16 protein-coding genes are annotated in these 15,642 nt (G+C 64.5%); 9 read left to right on the forward strand and 7 right to left on the reverse strand.

The annotated features are described in order from the left end of the window. Position 1: 1 nt before the first annotated feature. A complete protein-coding gene (locus NWE53_RS04880) occupies positions 2–1,105 on the reverse strand; it encodes a glycosyltransferase family 4 protein (RefSeq protein ID WP_265053246.1) in 1,104 nt (367 codons plus the stop codon). Positions 1,106–1,257: 152 nt separating this feature from the next. On the opposite strand from NWE53_RS04880, the gene NWE53_RS04885 reads away from it, so the two are divergent. After that, a complete protein-coding gene (locus NWE53_RS04885) occupies positions 1,258–1,533 on the forward strand; it encodes a hypothetical protein (RefSeq protein ID WP_265053247.1) in 276 nt (91 codons plus the stop codon). Further along, positions 1,506–1,925, forward strand: a complete 420-nt coding sequence (locus tag NWE53_RS04890; RefSeq protein ID WP_265053248.1) for a hypothetical protein — start codon at positions 1,506–1,508, stop codon at positions 1,923–1,925. Before NWE53_RS04885 ends, NWE53_RS04890 begins: the two co-directional genes overlap by 28 nt. Before the next feature lie 126 nt (positions 1,926–2,051). On the opposite strand, the gene glnA is transcribed toward NWE53_RS04890, so the two are convergent. Together glnA and NWE53_RS04900 are read right to left on the reverse strand one after the other, a co-directional pair. Continuing rightward, positions 2,052–3,461, reverse strand: a complete 1,410-nt coding sequence (gene glnA / locus NWE53_RS04895) for a type I glutamate--ammonia ligase (protein ID WP_265053249.1) — start codon at positions 3,459–3,461, stop codon at positions 2,052–2,054. 98 nt (positions 3,462–3,559) lie between these two features. Next, positions 3,560–3,898: a P-II family nitrogen regulator gene (locus NWE53_RS04900; RefSeq protein ID WP_265053250.1), complete on the reverse strand. Its 339-nt coding sequence runs from the start codon at positions 3,896–3,898 to the stop codon at positions 3,560–3,562. 252 nt (positions 3,899–4,150) lie between these two features. Between NWE53_RS04900 and NWE53_RS04905 the strand changes: the two genes are divergently transcribed. Then, positions 4,151–5,707 carry an NAD(P)H-hydrate dehydratase gene (locus NWE53_RS04905; RefSeq protein WP_320109551.1) on the forward strand — a complete coding sequence of 519 codons (1,557 nt, stop codon included), beginning with the start codon at positions 4,151–4,153 and terminating at the stop codon, positions 5,705–5,707. A 67-nt stretch (positions 5,708–5,774) separates the two neighbouring features. On the opposite strand, the gene NWE53_RS04910 is transcribed toward NWE53_RS04905, so the two are convergent. Next, positions 5,775–6,326 carry a PRC-barrel domain-containing protein gene (locus NWE53_RS04910; protein WP_265053251.1) on the reverse strand — a complete coding sequence of 184 codons (552 nt, stop codon included), beginning with the start codon at positions 6,324–6,326 and terminating at the stop codon, positions 5,775–5,777. A 249-nt stretch (positions 6,327–6,575) separates the two neighbouring features. Between NWE53_RS04910 and NWE53_RS04915 the strand changes: the two genes are divergently transcribed. After that, positions 6,576–6,773, forward strand: a complete 198-nt coding sequence (locus NWE53_RS04915) for a hypothetical protein (RefSeq protein WP_265053252.1) — start codon at positions 6,576–6,578, stop codon at positions 6,771–6,773. Between the two features lie 31 nt (positions 6,774–6,804). Here NWE53_RS04915 and NWE53_RS04920 read toward each other — a convergent pair whose 3' ends face one another. Then, positions 6,805–6,972 (reverse strand): hypothetical protein, encoded by a 168-nt coding sequence (locus tag NWE53_RS04920; RefSeq protein ID WP_265053253.1) that lies wholly within the window; start codon positions 6,970–6,972, stop codon positions 6,805–6,807. Between the two features lie 134 nt (positions 6,973–7,106). Between NWE53_RS04920 and NWE53_RS04925 the strand changes: the two genes are divergently transcribed. The 3 genes from NWE53_RS04925 to NWE53_RS04935 all read left to right on the forward strand — a co-directional run bounded on the left by NWE53_RS04925 (position 7,107) and on the right by NWE53_RS04935 (position 9,392). Further along, a complete protein-coding gene (locus tag NWE53_RS04925; RefSeq protein ID WP_265053254.1) occupies positions 7,107–7,385 on the forward strand; it encodes a hypothetical protein in 279 nt (92 codons plus the stop codon). A gap of 1,044 nt (positions 7,386–8,429) precedes the next feature. Then, the gene (locus tag NWE53_RS04930; protein ID WP_265053255.1) at positions 8,430–8,780 is read left to right on the forward strand and encodes an AraC family ligand binding domain-containing protein; all 351 of its coding nucleotides are present in this window, start codon (positions 8,430–8,432) and stop codon (positions 8,778–8,780) included. Positions 8,781–9,098: 318 nt separating this feature from the next. Beyond that, complete coding sequence (locus NWE53_RS04935; protein ID WP_265053256.1) at positions 9,099–9,392, forward strand: GIY-YIG nuclease family protein; 294 nt, start codon at positions 9,099–9,101, stop codon at positions 9,390–9,392. Between the two features lie 202 nt (positions 9,393–9,594). Here the strand turns inward: NWE53_RS04935 and NWE53_RS04940 are convergent, their stop codons facing one another. Further along, positions 9,595–9,741: an SEC-C metal-binding domain-containing protein gene (locus tag NWE53_RS04940; protein ID WP_265053257.1), complete on the reverse strand. Its 147-nt coding sequence runs from the start codon at positions 9,739–9,741 to the stop codon at positions 9,595–9,597. A 239-nt stretch (positions 9,742–9,980) separates the two neighbouring features. Here NWE53_RS04940 and NWE53_RS04945 point away from each other — a divergent pair, with 239 nt between their 5' ends. Beyond that, complete coding sequence (locus NWE53_RS04945) at positions 9,981–11,576, forward strand: AAA family ATPase (RefSeq protein WP_265053258.1); 1,596 nt, start codon at positions 9,981–9,983, stop codon at positions 11,574–11,576. A gap of 87 nt (positions 11,577–11,663) precedes the next feature. Here the strand turns inward: NWE53_RS04945 and uvrA are convergent, their stop codons facing one another. Beyond that, complete coding sequence (uvrA, locus tag NWE53_RS04950; RefSeq protein WP_442864960.1) at positions 11,664–14,648, reverse strand: excinuclease ABC subunit UvrA; 2,985 nt, start codon at positions 14,646–14,648, stop codon at positions 11,664–11,666. 218 nt (positions 14,649–14,866) lie between these two features. Here uvrA and NWE53_RS04955 point away from each other — a divergent pair, with 218 nt between their 5' ends. After that, positions 14,867–15,535, forward strand: a complete 669-nt coding sequence (locus NWE53_RS04955) for a GntR family transcriptional regulator (protein WP_265053259.1) — start codon at positions 14,867–14,869, stop codon at positions 15,533–15,535. The last annotated feature ends 107 nt before the right edge of the window (positions 15,536–15,642 follow it).

A 15,642-nucleotide genomic window follows, 5' to 3' on the forward strand; every position in this document is an offset into this window, starting at 1 on the left:
GTCAGCGCCGTGGCGCAGCCATGTCCGACAGCGTCGACAGGAGGGTCTCGGCACTCTTGTTCCAGGAAAATCGCGCGAGATTGGCACGGCCTTTCTCGACCAGCCCGGCCGCATCGTCATCGGCACCCATGATCCGGCGCATCGCGCTTTCCAGGTCGGCACGATCGCGGGGATCGAAATAGAGCGCCGCGTCTCCGCAGGCTTCGCGAACCGCAGGAATATCCGCAGCCAATACCGGGCAGCCCTGCGTCATCGCTTCGAGCGGCGGAATGCCGAAGCCTTCATAGAGGCTCGGAAAGACGAAGGCGCGGGCGCGGCGTTCGAGCGCGACGATCTCCGGATCGGTCAGGCGCCCGGTGAAGATGAGATTGTCGGCGATCGCCGGGGTATCGGCCTTGAAAACCCCGCTTCGGTCGAGCGCGCCTGCGATGACGAGTTTCCAGCCGGTGTCGCCGAGCGCGTCGAAGGCGCGGATGGCGAAATCGACATTCTTGTTGGGCTTCAAGGTGCCCAGCATGAAGAAGAATTTCGCGCCTTCCAGGCCCAGGCGTTGCAGCACGGTTTCGTCCGGGACGATCCCGGAGAAATGATCGGTGGCGTTGTAGAGGACCGGGATCGTCTCAGGCGCGACGCCGAAGACCGCGCCGAGCTCGCCACGGGAGAAGCGGGAGACGGTCGCGACGCGCGCCGTGCGCGTCAGCCCGAAGCCGAGGAGCTTGTGCGTGGCGCGATAGGAGGTGCTGAATGCCTCCGCGTGGCGGAAGATGGTGACGTCGTGGATCACGACGATCTGCCTGCGATGCAGCAGCGGCCCGCTGCCGCCGAAGCCGACGAGGATGTCTCCCGCAGCCCGGCGTGCGAGCGCGGTTTGCTCCCAGAGATGGCCGGAGAACGGGCCGAAGCGTTCCAGGGCGATATGCCGGAATTCATGGGTCTTGGGGGCATCCCGCGGAGCGAGGAGGCGCCAGCGCGCAGCCTTCAGCGATTCCGGAACCGTGCCTGCGCCGATCCGCCGGTCAAGCGCCCTGGTCAATTCCAGCGCAAAGCGCTGCACGCCGGTCAGCGGCTGGCCGAGAAAACGCCCATTGATCGAGATGGTCTGCAAGTCTTGCGCGCCGCCGTCCGGAAACTGTCTCCTGAACCTGCCGGATCACGCGTGAAGGTGACGTTACCCCGGCCTGGGAATGACAGCGGTCAAGCAAAAAGGCCGGGGGTTGCGTCATAGGAATATATATCCATTATGTTCTTTGTTCGTTCTTGTCTTCTCTTGCTAGCGATGAGGCGAGCAAATCCTCGGCGGTCCGCGTCAATGGGGGCTCGCGGGTTCTCATTCAGGGCAACTCCTGCTGGAACATCCGCGAGGCCTGCCTCTACTACGAAGCCCCGGGCGCGGGACGGAACGGAACGGGCGCGACCATCGTGAACAACCGGGTCGACACGGCCGGCGACGGCATCAACATCGCCAATTCCGGCTATTTCAACGATGGCGTCGCCCGCGCTCGATCGTGGCCGGCAACCAGATCAGCAACCTGACCGTCGCCGCGATTCCGGGTTCAGGTGGGGTTGGAAACTACAACACCACCGCCATCGGCATCACCGTGGAGCAGGATTCCGCGGTGAACGGGAACATCATCGAAGGCGCGGCCGGCGGCATCAAGCTGGGCGTGGCGCAGGGCGCGCGCGATCTCGCCTGCGACGGAAACCTGGTCCGCGATTGCGGCGTCGGCATCGCGTTCTCGTCGAGTGCCCAAGCCGGAAAGATCGTCGTGAGAAACAACATCATTTCGGGGGCGGGCGCCAATGCGATAGTCTCGGCGTCGACGGTCGGGCTCGTCCCGCCGCTGACGAGCTACAATGCCAATCTCGCTTCCCAGACGGCGGGGAGCTCCGGGCAAATCCTCATCGTCGACAACCGCGCATCCTGACGAGGCAGGTGGGGTCGGACAAAAAAGCCGGGGCGCATAAGCGCCCCGGCATCCTGGGCCGGTGCGGCTGAGCCGCATCCAGCGAGGTTTGCCCGGTGGGCGCCAGGAGGCGCCCACCGAGATCCCTCAGTAGGAGTAGTACATCGCGAACTCGACCGGGTGCGGCGTCATCTCGAAACGCGCCACATCCTGCATCTTGAGCTCGATATAGCTCTCGATGAAGTCGTCATTGAAGACGCCGCCGGCCTTGAGGTAGGCGTTGTCCTTCTTGAGCGACTCCAGCGCCTCGCGCAGCGAACCGCAGACGGTCGGGATCTTCTTCAGCTCGCGCGGCGGCAGGTCGTAGAGATCCTTGTCCATCGCCGGGCCCGGATCGATCTTGTTCACGATGCCGTCGAGGCCGGCCATCAGCATGGCGGCGAAGGCGAGATAGGGGTTCGCCATCGGATCGGGGAAGCGAACCTCGACGCGCTTGGCCTTCGGCGAGGTCGTCCACGGAATACGGCAGGAGGCCGAGCGGTTGCGCGCCGAATAGGCGAGCAGCACCGGAGCCTCATAGCCCGGGACGAGGCGCTTGTAGGAGTTGGTCGAGGGGTTCGTGAAGGCGTTCAGCGACTTGGCGTGCTTGATGATGCCGCCGATGTACCAGAGGCACTCCTGCGACAGGTCGGCGTACTTGTTGCCGGCGAAGACCGGCTTGCCGTTCTTCCAGATCGACTGATGGACATGCATGCCCGAGCCGTTGTCGCCATAGATCGGCTTCGGCATGAAGGTCGCGGTCTTGCCGTAGCTCTGGGCCACGTTGTGGATCGCGTACTTGTAGATCTGCATCAGGTCGGCGGTGTGCGTCAGCGTGTCGAACTTCATGCCGAGCTCGTGCTGGGCAGAAGCGACCTCGTGGTGGTGCTTCTCGACGACCACGCCCATGGACTGCATCGCAGCCAGCATCTCGCCGCGCATGTCCTGCGCCGAATCCTGCGGCGGGACGGGGAAGTAGCCGCCCTTGGTGGCGACGCGGTGGCCGAGATTGCCGCCCTCGTAATCGGCATAGCCGTTGATCGGCAGCTCGACGTTATCCAGCTTGAAGCCGGTGTGGTACGGGTCGGCAGCGATCTTGACGTCGTCGAAGACGAAGAACTCGGCCTCGGGACCGACATAGACCGTGTCGCCGATGCCGGTCGACTTCAGATAGGCCTCGGCCTTCTTGGCGATGCCGCGGGGATCGCGGCCATAGGGCTCGCCGGTGGCCGGCTCGAGCACGTCGCAGTTGATGACCATGGTGGCGGCCGAGAAGAACGGGTCCATCGTCGCGGTCGTCGGATCCGGCATCAGCAGCATGTCGGACTCGTTGATGGCCTTCCAGCCGGCGATCGATGAGCCGTCGAACATCGTGCCCTCGGCGAAGATGTCCTCGTCGATCATGCCGACATCGAAGGTCACATGCTGCCACTTGCCGCGCGGGTCGGTGAAGCGGAAGTCGACATATTTGACGTCGTTGTCCTTGATCGCCTTGAGGACATCCTTGGCGCTCTTCATTTCAGCATTCCTCTTGCCAATAGTTTCTCAAACTCGTGGGCCGTCGCCGGCTCCAATCCAGCCGCGGCCTTTGATTCCGAATGATGGGGAGAGAGTCCTCAGATCGCGTCTGCGCCGGTCTCGCCGGTGCGGATGCGGATCGCCCCCTCGATGGTCGATACAAAAATCTTGCCATCGCCGATCCGGCCCGTCTGGGCGGCCTTGACGATCGCTTCGATGGCGCGGTCCACCATGTCGTCAGCCAGTACGATCTCGATCTTCACCTTCGGCAGGAAATCGACCACGTACTCGGCCCCGCGATAGAGCTCGGTATGCCCCTTCTGGCGGCCGAAGCCCTTGGCTTCGAGGACCGTGATACCCTGAAGCCCCACCTCCTGAAGCGCCTCCTTCACCTCGTCCAGCTTGAAGGGCTTGATGATCGCTTCGATCTTCTTCATGCGCCGATCGACCTCCACTGCGCTTCGAGGATCCGGCTCGCGCCGGAATGGAACCACAACGATCCGCCGTCTCGGGCAGATGGGCCCTCGGCTTCGGACGGTTGCGACCGTTCTTCTGCTCATAGCATCGGCGCGAACGCCCCGCCATGCGGCAGGGGCGGTCGGACAGCCTGCCTGGGAGGCAAAAAACAGCACAAAAAATGATCACATGCTTATTTCTAGATCAATCAGCCAGGCGAGCCTTCTCTTGAAGTGCTTGGTGACGCAATCCAATGTTGGCATATGACCACCGCCGAAACCGACGCGATGAAGCCATCGGAACTCGTCCTGCTTTCCACGGAGCAGATGCGCCGGGCCGACAGCATTGCGATCGCCGCTGGAACGGCGGGAATCGTCCTGATGGAACGGGCCGGACGTGCTGTCGCCGAGGCGGTGCTGCGCCGCGTCGGGGAGGGCGCGTCCATCGCGGTCGCCTGCGGGCCCGGCAACAATGGCGGCGACGGGTTTGTCGCAGCGCGCCTGCTGCAGGAACAGGGGCTGAAGGTCCATGTGGCGCTGCTCGGCGCGTCAGAGGCTCTCCGAAGCGATGCTGCGATCGCCTTCTCCCGTTGGAACGGGCCGGTTCTGCCGCTGGCTTCGCTTGGAGATGCGAAACCCGATCTCTTCGTCGATGCGCTGTTCGGCGCCGGGCTGGGCCGCCCGCTTTCGGGCGAGGCTGCGGGGGCCGTGGCCATCATGAACGCTTCCGGCCGGCCGGTGATCGCGGTGGACGTTCCCAGCGGTTTGTCAGGCGATACCGGGCAAGCCGAAGGCCCCGCCGTACAGGCGACGGAGACCGTCACCTTCTTCCGGTTGAAGCCAGGTCATCTGCTGCTGCCGGGCCGCTCGCTTTGCGGCGAAACCATCGTCGCCGATATCGGAATTCCAGCCCAAGACGCGCTGCGGGACATCGCACCGACCGCCTTTCGCAACGAACCTGCGCTTTGGCTGGGAGCTTGGCCGCATCACGGCCTCGATACGCACAAATTCCGCCGCGGCGCCGTCGCGGTTGCCGCGGGCGGCATCGCCAGTGTCGGTGCGCCGCGGTTGAGCGCGCGGGCCGCCCTGCGCATCGGCGCCGGGCTCGCGACTATCCTCTGTGCACCCGAAGCGCTGGCCGCGCATGCGTCGCGCGGCCCCGATGCACTGATGCAGCGGCCGATTGCGGATGGTGAGGGCTTTTCCGAGTTCCTTCGCGATCGGCGGGTTTCGGCCGTGTTGGCCGGCCCGGCGCTGGGATTGGACGAGCGGGCTTCCGGGCTCGTCCGTGCCGCCCTCGCCAGCGACAAGCCGATTGTGCTCGACGCCGATGCGTTGACCTTGCTCGCTACATCTCTGCGAGGAGAAGCGCTCACTCGACAACGCGACGCCTGTCGCGTCCTCACCCCGCACGAAGGCGAATTCCAGCGCCTGTTCGGCAGGGAGCCTACGATTGCGGCGGAGGGCTCGAAGTTGGAGCGCGCCCGAAAGGCGGCAGCCCTGTGCGGAGCCATCGTCGTCTACAAGGGGGCGGATACGGTCATCGCCGCGCCGGACGGCCGGGCCGCGATCAATGCCACCGGCTCTGCGGCGCTGGCGACGGCGGGCTCCGGCGATGTCCTGGCCGGGCTGATCGCCGGCCTGCTGGCGCAGGGGATGAGCGCGTTCGAGGCGTCCTGCGCGGCCGTCTGGCTGCACGGCCGAGCCGGGGAGGCGCTCGGGTTCGGACTGATCGCGGACGATCTGCCGGAGGCGATTCCGCCGCTGATGCGCGGCCTGCCTTTCGGTTAAACTTTCTAGACGGCAGGAAGCCCGCCCTCGCGGGCGGGCTTCGTTGTGTCCTAAGAACGGCTAGGGCTTAGCTGCCCGAATACGTCACGGCGGGCGCCGAATGGAGCTGGTCCTTGGTCAGCGTGATCTTGCCGTGATCCGGATACATCGCCGGTGCCCTGGGCGCCGCAGCGACAGGAGGCGTGGCGGGCATCGTCGCGCTGCCGCCGGCGGTGCCGCCGCTACCCGAAGCAGCCGGAGCCGGAGCAGGCGCAGGCGGCGTGATCGGCTGGTCGCTCCAGCTCACCTGCTCGAACGGGATCGCGACATCCTTCGCGCCGATGCCGAGGAAGCCGCCGACGCCGACGGTCACCATCTCGACCTTGCCCATCTTGTCGACGATCACCTCGGTGACGTCGCCGACCTTCTTGTCGTCGGGGCCGTAGATATCGACGCCGATCAGCTTGCTCGTGCGCCACTTGCCCTGGCCGGCGAGATTGGTCGGCGCCGGCGTGGCCTTCTCGGCGGAGGTAGAGGCGCTCGGAGCCGAGGAGGGAGGCGTCGGCGAAGTCGTTTGGGCGATGGCTGTAGCCGAGAGCAGGCCCGCGGCGACGGAAGCTAACACAATACGTTTGATCATTTGCTGTCCTCCTGAATGTTTCCGCAGCGATGCGGGTTGTCATAACAACAAACGAGAGGCAAATTTGTTCAGACCGTAATGTATCGTAGCTGAGAGGATGCACTAAGACAAGGATAACCTGCCCGAAGACATCAGTTTCGCTTCGGTTCTGAAAGAATTTGCTCGCGGAACGAGGTCGTGCTCGTATGCCGCACTGGGAAAACGCCGCAGGCGCGGCGCTGTTCCCTGGAAATGACGATGGAGGCTTCGATGTCGCTGGCTACAGTTGCGGTTGCGCTCGGCGACGAGACGCTGGCGGCGCTCGATCGCTATATCGAGAAGCAGGCTCCCGGCCGCTCGAGGGCCGATCTCGTCGCGGAGATCGTGACGAAATGGGCGGCGCGGCAGGCCGGGCCGCCGGATGAGGGGATGCGCCCCGAGGAGCTCAACGCCAGCAACGATTCATAAGGCGCGGCCCGGCTGAAACGGCCCGCGCGCCTCAGTCCTCGGCGTCGTCGCGGCGCAGCTCGAAGGCGAGCATGGCTTCGGCCAGCGCATGCAGCTCCTTCTCCTTGTCGGAACTCTCCGGCAACCTGTTCAGCTCGGCCACGCGCTGCTGCGCGCGGTCGTAATCCTCGTCGGTATGGATGGCGATGGGCAGCTTCACGTCGGGTCTCCTGTGCTCGGCCGGGTCGCCATGCCGTCGCGCCGATCGGCGCGCGCCGATTCGGACGCCCCCTTAAGCGTTCGGCAAGGGCCTGCCGGCCATCATAGGGCTCCAACCCCGAACGGGAAGAGGCGATGAACAGGATGTTCCTCCTGGCGCTGCTGGCCGGCGCCGCCGCGTCGCAGCCGGCCGCAGCCTTCTGGCAGCGCTCGCAGGTCTCCCGCTGCAACGACGCCACCACCGAGTCCGAGCGCCAGAAACTGCGCTGCTGGGAGCTCAACGCCTATGCCGATCCCGGCTGGCCGGCGCTTGGCGTCGGCGTGGGCGCAGGCGGCGGCGCCTATTATCTCGGCCCGCCGGCCCCTCATGGCGGGCGCGTCATCAAGGGCGGCGTGACGCGCCGCCTCGGCTGAGCGCAAGGCGCGCCATCACAGCAAGCACGCGTCCGCACGCGGCGAAGGCTGGCTTCGCCGCGTCGATACGGGGCTGGCGGAGCGCCGCGAGGCGCGTTGGTCGAGTGATCCGCGTCCACTGCCAGGATGCGGCGCGGATGGATTGAGCCACCATCCGCACGCCCCGTGGCGCTCCGCCTTCGGCGATTTCAGTCTCCGGGCCGCGCTTCTACGGTCTCCGGTTCCGGCTCCACGCGCCTCGACGCCAGTTCGGCACGGACCGCGAGGCGGCCCGTTTTGTCTCGTGCATCGGATGGTTCCGAAACGGGGAGCCCCCGGTTTCGGCCCGATGCCGGCCTTGTCGCGTCTCCGCTTGCGGAGCCTTCCCCTTCGATCCTCCCAGCGAGCTCCTCGCGCAGGGATCGTAATGTCCCCAGAGCGGTGCCCCGAAGCCTCCCGGGAGCGGGGCGTGACCCCCGCCCGCAGGCGCCGACCCTCACCCAACCTCCAGCACACCTCCGGACGGCCGCCCCGCTTGGGTGATGGGCGAGGGCAGGTTAGGGCGGGCGATGAGGGGCGGGGATAAGGGCGGCGCGCTATCCCCGCGCTACGCGGTCATGGTTGAGCTTGCGCCCTCTGTCATTCCGGGGCTCGCGAAGCGAGAATCCGGAACCCCCGACCAGACGCCAACCCGAGCCACGTTTCCGGGCGTTCCTCTCGCCGGAGCGGCGGGGAGCGCTCACCCGGTCGTGGGTTCCGGGTTCGGCCCTTGGCGGCCCCGGAATGACGGGAAGGCGAGGGAGCCGCGACGCCTCTTTCCTTCGTCCACCCATTTCGGGCCTGCCCAAGATGCTCAGCCTGGGGTGTCGAAGTCGGCAACAGCCGACTTCCAGGGGGAGAAGGCGGCGCGGAGCGCCGGTTGAGGGCCTGCCGCTGCAATCGAGGGCAAGGCGGCCCGTAGCACTCAGGCGATCAGCGGCCGCCCCTCACCCTGCCGGCGCCCTGCATGGGGAACCTGAGCGCCGAAAGCCCGTAGTTCCCGACGGAGATGAGATGGAGAGGATGATGAAGCTGCGCAAACTTGCGATCACTGACGCGACGCTGGAACGCTCGCCCGGGCAGGACGGCGAGATCTATGTCGGCAACCTCGTCGACGAGCGGCATGGCGGGCCGGTCACCATCGGCTATGGGCGCTGGGCCGCCGGATCGAGCCTGACCGAGACGATGGCGGTCGACGACATCATGATCGTGCTGAAAGGCCGGCTCTCCGTCACGACGGAGGACGGAACGGTGACCGCCGGCCCCGGCGAGATCGTCTACATGCCCAAGGGCGAGACGGTGACGATCCGCGCCGATGAAGAGGACGTCGTGACCGCCTATGTCACCTATCCGCATTGGCGCGAGGCGCAGGGCTAGGCGAGGGAACAGCGACGCTCTTTCCTTCTCCCGGAGGGGAGAAGGTGGCCCGGAGGGCCGGATGAGGGTGTGCTGCTGTAGCGGGAGTGACCCCCGCCCGCAGGCGCCGACGCTCATCTAGCCTCCAGCATACCTCCGGACGGCCGCCCCGTTTGGGTGATGGGTGAGGGCAGGTTACGGCGGGTGAGGAGGGGTGAGGATAAGTTTGCTGGCTACATCCGCGCCATCATGACCGCCCACTACCGTCATGGTCGCCCTTGTGGCGACCATGACGGTAGAGCCCTTGCTGCCTCGTCCGCGCAATCGCATCCTGCTCGCATGAAGCAGAAGGGCGGCTGGGTCTACATCATGACGAACCGGCCCAACGGCACGCTTTATATGGGCGTGACGAGCGATCTCGGCCGGCGCGTTCACGAACATCGCGAGGGCCTGATCGCCGGCTTCACTAAGGCATATGGGTTGAAATGCCTCGTCTGGTACGAATGGCACGACGAGATCGAGGCCGCGATCCAGCGCGAAAGCTCGATGAAGCGCTGGTACCGCGCCTACAAGACCCGCACGATCATGGCGCGCAATCCCGACTGGAACGACCTTTGCGACGAACTGGCCTGATCGGCTGAGGTTCTAGCCGTTATGCCCGGCTGCCGCCGTCATGGTCGCCCTTGTGGCGACCATCCACGCCTTTGCGCGGGATCGACGAGGCGAGCGCTTCGCCACTCGCCGCCCCCGCCACCAGCGCCGCAAGACGTGGATGCTCGGGACAAGCCCGAGCATGACGGCGAGGCGAGGGAGCCATGTCACTCCCTGAAAGTAGTCATCCCGGTCGGAGCCGTCGAAACGGCCGCTCGGCATGCAGCACTTCTTGAAATCTGCGCCCGGAGCCGCAGACGCAGAGATCGTTGCGGCCGAGCTTTTCATGCAGCTCAACATCGCCATGGACGATGCGGACGCCGCGCTTCACGCGGGTTTCGGACGGGTAGGACTTCCGACGCTTGCTCGCGACCTCAAAAGGACGGCTGGCCGGTGAAGTCGTGCTTGGTCTTGGTCATGACACCCTCCATCGCGTTTTGTGGGGCGCTCTCCTAACCCACAGAGGGCACTTCCGCCGCTCGTCGATTGCGCTGCGCGCGCCTGACCAGCGAGGCCTAGTCAAACGACCCCGCACCTGTTCTATTTCTTGCGTTGATTCAGGGGGCAACCGTGCATTTGCTTAATTGCCATATCAGACGGTTCCGGCGATTCTCAGATTTGACAATCAGCGGCATCCCGGTGAGCGCCAGATTGGTCGTTCTCGCTGGACCTAATGGCTCGGGTAAGTCGTCATTATTTGACGCTCTACTGCTTAGATACGGTGTTGATGCATTTAGCTCTTGGAGCAGAGATAATAAATATTACAATCGACCTCTCGAAACTGAGAATGACATTAATCAAAGAATATCTATTGTAACTGATTTCGGAAATAGGTTTTTCAAGGGCAATGTCTACGTTCGAACCGCATATCGGAACGATCCGGAGTTCGCCATCAACTCGCTCTCGCGACAAGGGCCAATAATTGATGACAGGCGCTTAAATCGGTTGATCGAGTCCGATGCTACAGTCAGCGCAAATTATCAGCGCCTCGCCTCACAAGCTATGGAGGACGTCTTTGTCAACGAGAAGGAGGCGACTACTCTGGGTGCCTACCGTGAGAAGATAATCGGAGATATCCAAACACCGCTGAACCGGCTATTTCCAGACCTGAACTTTGTAGGGATTGGCAATCCCCTCGATCAGGGCACTTTTCAGTTCGACAAGGGCACGTCAAAAGGCTTCGACTACAAGAATCTGTCAGGGGGGGAGAAGGCAGCTTTCGACCTGATCCTGGATTTTGTCGTGAAGCGGCGAAGCTATGCGGATGCTATATACTGCATTGACGAACCCGAAACGCATATGAACACCCGCCTGCAGGGCGCGTTGCTCCAGGAGCTCGTCGAACTGCTCCCGGGCAATTCACAACTCTGGATCGCGTCCCACTCGATCGGAATGATGCGGAAGGCACGCGAAATGTACGATGCCGACCCGGCATCGGTGGCTTTCATCGATTTTAGCGGTCACGATTTCGATCAGGTAGTTTCGCTCTCGCCAAGCAAGCCTACCCGTTCCTTTTGGGAGGGCGTGATGCACGTAGCTCTCGACGACCTCGCCGCACTGGTGGCGCCCAAGCAGGTGGTCATCTGCGAAGGCAATCCGGTGGGCGCGGTCCTCGGGAAAAACACCGAGCACGACGCCCGGATTTATGAAACTATCTTTGGCGACGAGATGCCAGACACAACCTTCATCTCTGCTGGCAACTCGAAGGAAGTGCAGAACGACTTTATTGGACTGGCGACTGTGCTACCGAAACTAGCCTCAGGCATAAAGATCATTCGCTTGATCGACTTGGACGACCATACCGCGCCCGATGTGGCGGACTTCGAGAAGAAGGGCATACACGTTCTCAGCCGCCGGCATCTCGAGGCTTATCTGTACGACGACGAGGTGCTGAACGCTCTGTGTGCTTCGGTTGGAAAGCCCGAGAAGGCGGTGGATCTGATCGCCGCTAAGTCAGCTGCGGTCCAGGATGTGTTGAATGCAGGGCATCCCGCGGACGACCTCAAAAAGGCGGCGGGTGCCATCTATAACGCGGCCAAGCGGATGCTTTCGTTGACGCAGGCGGGCAACGATGCCCCCGCGTTCGCCCGGAACACGCTGTCGAAGCTCATCAAGCCTAGCACGGCAGTCTACTCCAAGCTGCATAAGGACGTTTTTGGGTCGTAACCGGACCCGCGCCTTATTTTACACTGTGGAATCACCATTAGTGTCTTCAATATGCGATAAGCGCCAATATTGAAGGTCGGCTTATGGCTACTCCGCCGCCTGCCGCTGCACCTTCGGCTTCTTGATCGGCCGGCGCTCCAGCACCTCCTTGAGGAACCGCGCGGTGTGGCCCTTGCCGATCCGGACGATGTCCTCCGGCGTGCCTTCGGCCACCACCTTGCCGCCGCCGTCGCCGCCTTCGGGCCCCATGTCGATCACCCAGTCGGCGGTCTTCACCACCTCGAGGTTGTGCTCGATCACCACCACCGAATTGCCCTGGTCGACCAGCTCGTGCAGCACCTCCATGAGCTTGGCGACGTCGTGGAAATGCAGGCCGGTCGTCGGCTCGTCGAGGATGTAGAGCGTGCGGCCGGTGGCGCGCTTCGACAGTTCCTTGGAGAGCTTGACGCGCTGCGCCTCGCCGCCCGAGAGCGTCGTCGCCTGCTGGCCGACCTTGACATAGTCCAGCCCGACGCGCGCCAGCGTCTCCATCTTGTCGCGGATCGAGGGCACCGCCTTGAACAGGCCCTTGGCTTCCTCGACCGACATGTCGAGCACGTCGGCGATCGACTTGTCGCGGTATTTCACCTCTAGGGTTTCGCGGTCGTAGCGCTTGCCCTTGCAGACGTCGCAGGTGACGTAGACATCCGGCAGGAAGTGCATCTCGATCTTGATGACGCCGTCGCCCTGGCAGGCCTCGCAGCGGCCGCCCTTGACGTTGAAGGAGAAGCGCCCGGCCTGGTAGCCGCGCGCCTTCGCCTCCGGCAGGCCGGCGAACCATTCGCGGATCGGCGTGAAGGCGCCGGTATAGGTCGCCGGGTTCGAGCGCGGCGTGCGGCCGATCGGCGACTGGTCGATGTCGATGACCTTGTCGAGATGCTCCATGCCCTCGATGCGGTCATGCGGGGCAGGGTGCTCGATCGAGCCGTTCAGCTTGCGCGCCACCGCCTTGTAGAGCGTGTCGATGACCAGCGTCGACTTGCCGCCGCCGGAGACACCGGTGATGCAGGTGAACATCCCCAGGGGGATCTCGACATCGACATTCTTGAGGTTGTTGCCGCGCGCGCCGACGATCTTGAGGCTGCGGCCCTTCTGCGCCTTGCGGCGCGCCTTCGGCACCGCGACCGACATCTCGCCGGTGAGGTATTTGCCGGTGAGAGAGTTGGGATCGTCGAGGATGTCCTGCGGCGTGCCCTTGGCGACGATCTCGCCGCCATGGATGCCGGCGCCGGGGCCGACATCGACGACATAATCCGCCGTCAGGATCGCGTCCTCGTCATGCTCGACCACGATCACCGTGTTGCCGAGGTCCCTTAGCCGGCGCAGCGTGCCGAGCAGGCGCTCATTGTCGCGCTGGTGCAGGCCGATCGAGGGCTCGTCCAGCACATAGAGCACGCCAGTGAGGCCCGAGCCGATCTGGCTGGCGAGGCGGATGCGCTGGCTCTCACCGCCGGACAGCGTGCCGGAGGCGCGGGCGAGCGTCAGATATTCCAGGCCGACATCGAGCAGGAAGGTCAGCCGGTCGCGGATTTCCTTGAGGATGCGCGGGGCGATCTCGTTCTGCTTCCTGGAGAGGCGCGCGGGCAGGGCGGTGACCCAGTCCAGCGCGTCCTTGACCGAGAGCTTCGAGACCTCGCCGATATGGCGCATGTCGATCTTCACCGCCAGCGCCTCGGGCTTGAGGCGATAGCCGTCGCAGGCGGCGCAGGGCGTCTCGGACATGAAGCGGCCGATCTCCTCGCGCGCCCAGTCCGATTCCGTCTCCTTCCAGCGCCGCTCCATATTGGTGATGACGCCCTCGAAGGGCTTCTTCACCTCATAGGAGCGCAGGCCGTCGTTATAGGCCATGCGCACGGGCTCGGTGCCAGTGCCGAACAGGATCGCCTTCTGCGCGCTCTCCGGCAGCTCGGACCAGGGCTTGGTCATCGAGAAGCCGAAATGCCGGGCGAGCGCCTCAAGCGTCTGGCCGTAATAGGGCGAGGTCGACTTGGCCCAGGGTGCGATCGCGCCCTTCTTCAGCGTCAGCGAATGATCGGGGACGATCATGTCCGGGTCGATCCGCATCTCGTGGCCGAGGCCGTCGCAGACCGGGCAGGCGCCAAACGGGTTGTTGAAGGAAAAGAGTCTGGGCTCGATCTCGGGAATGGTGAAGCCGGAAACCGGGCAGGCGAACTTGGACGAGAAGGTGACGCGGCGGGCTTCGCCGTTCTCCTGCTTCTCGTCGGCATATTCGAAGACGGCGATGCCGTCGGTGAGCTCCAGCGCCTGCTCCAGCGAATCCGCCAGCCGCGCGCCGAGATCGGGGCGGATCACGATGCGGTCCACGACCACGTCGATGTCGTGCTTGAACTTCTTGTCCAGCGTCGGGGCGTCCGGGATCTCGTAGAACTCGCCATTGACCTTGACGCGCTGGAAGCCGCGCTTCAGCCAATCCGCCATCTCCTTGCGGAACTCGCCCTTGCGGCCGCGCACTACGGGCGCCAGCAGGTAGCCGCGCGTCTTCTCCGGCAGCTCTACGAGGCGATCGACCATCTGCTGCACGGTCTGGCTCTCGATCGGCAGGCCGGTCGCGGGCGAATAGGGAACGCCGGTGCGCGCCCAGAGCAGGCGCATGTAGTCGTGGATCTCGGTGACGGTGCCGACGGTCGAGCGCGGGTTCTTCGAGGTCGTCTTCTGCTCGATCGAGATCGCCGGCGAGAGCCCGTCGATCTGGTCGACATCGGGCTTCTGCATCATCTCGAGGAACTGGCGGGCATAGGCCGAGAGGCTCTCGACATAGCGGCGCTGGCCCTCGGCATAGATCGTATCGAAGGCGAGCGAGGACTTGCCCGAGCCCGAAAGCCCCGTGAACACCACGAGCTTGTCGCGCGGAATCGCGAGGTCGACGTTCTTGAGATTGTGCTCGCGCGCGCCGCGCACGCTGATGGCGCGGCTGTTCGGATCGGCCGCGCGGTTGCGGTCGAACATGTCCTCAAGCGCGGCAGCTTGCTGGGCAGCCGTTTGGGCGGCGGCGATATCGGTCTTGCGGGCCATCGGGGCGTCCGTATCGGAGAAGGCCTAGAGATAGGGCATATGCCGGGCCATACCAGCCTCGCGACAGTCTGCCCCGCATGAATAGCATGCAGCCGCGCCGGCTGCTGCCGTCGTCCTGACAGAAAACGTCAGCAGCGACGAATTGTTCGGGAGCGATTGTCGCGACGACGCGTGCTCGGCCTGTCGACTCCGGGCGCCGGCCAAATTATCTATAAATCATGACGAAGCCTGCCGAAGACACCATCGCCGTCCGCATCGCCCGAACCCTTGCCGAGCGGATCATCGCCGGAGAGATCGAGCCGGGCGCCCGCCTGCGCCAGGATCATGTAGCCGAGGAGTTCGAGACCAGCCATGTGCCGGTGCGCGAAGCCTTTCGCCGCCTGGAGGCGCAGGGCCTCGCCATCAGCGAACCGCGTCGCGGCGTCCGCGTCGCCTCCTTCGATCTGTCGGAGGTGAGGGAGGTGGCCGAGATGCGCGCCGCGCTCGAGGTACTCGCGCTGCGCCATGCCGCGCCGCATCTCACGGCCGCTATCCTCGACAAGGCCGAGCAGGCCCGACGCGATTGCGATGCCGCGACCGATGTCCGCGCCTGGGAGGAGGCGAATCGCCGCTTCCACCGCACCATCGTCGCGCCCTGTGGCATGAAGCGGCTGCTCGCGACGATCGACGACCTTCATGCCGCCAGCGCCCGTTTCCTGTTCTCGGCCTGGCGTTCCGAATGGGAAACGCCAACCGATCACGACCATCGCGCCATCCTGACGGCGCTGCGCAATGGCGACATCGAAACCGCGCTCGTGACGCTCGCCCGGCATGCCCAATGGATCGGCGAGCGACGGGTCCGGACGGCGTCGGGCGCGACGCGCGGCGCCTTCGCCATCGTCGGGTGATGGCTTGGCACGGCTGGTCCACGCGGGCGAGGAGGAGGGTGGCTTGCCTTTTGAGCGGAGATATGGACTCCATCATAGATCAAAGATCAAAATTATAGATAATTTGA

Origin of the sequence: Bosea sp. NBC_00550, assembly GCF_026020075.1 — a bacterium.
GTDB lineage: Bacteria > Pseudomonadota > Alphaproteobacteria > Rhizobiales > Beijerinckiaceae > Allobosea.

Excerpts from the sequence above, each read along its gene's own strand:
- glnA (WP_265053249.1), bottom strand. The coding sequence starts at position 3,461 with ATGAAGAGCGCCAAGGATGTCCTCAAGGCGATCAAGGACAACGACGTC.
- NWE53_RS04900 (WP_265053250.1), bottom strand. The coding sequence starts at position 3,898 with ATGAAGAAGATCGAAGCGATCATCAAGCCCTTCAAGCTGGACGAGGTG.
- NWE53_RS04910 (WP_265053251.1), bottom strand. The coding sequence starts at position 6,326 with ATGATCAAACGTATTGTGTTAGCTTCCGTCGCCGCGGGCCTGCTCTCG.
- NWE53_RS04915 (WP_265053252.1), top strand. The coding sequence starts at position 6,576 with ATGTCGCTGGCTACAGTTGCGGTTGCGCTCGGCGACGAGACGCTGGCG.
- NWE53_RS04925 (WP_265053254.1), top strand. The coding sequence starts at position 7,107 with ATGAACAGGATGTTCCTCCTGGCGCTGCTGGCCGGCGCCGCCGCGTCG.
- NWE53_RS04930 (WP_265053255.1), top strand. The coding sequence starts at position 8,430 with ATGAAGCTGCGCAAACTTGCGATCACTGACGCGACGCTGGAACGCTCG.
- NWE53_RS04935 (WP_265053256.1), top strand. The coding sequence starts at position 9,099 with ATGAAGCAGAAGGGCGGCTGGGTCTACATCATGACGAACCGGCCCAAC.
- uvrA (WP_442864960.1), bottom strand. The coding sequence starts at position 14,648 with ATGGCCCGCAAGACCGATATCGCCGCCGCCCAAACGGCTGCCCAGCAA.
- NWE53_RS04955 (WP_265053259.1), top strand. The coding sequence starts at position 14,867 with ATGACGAAGCCTGCCGAAGACACCATCGCCGTCCGCATCGCCCGAACC.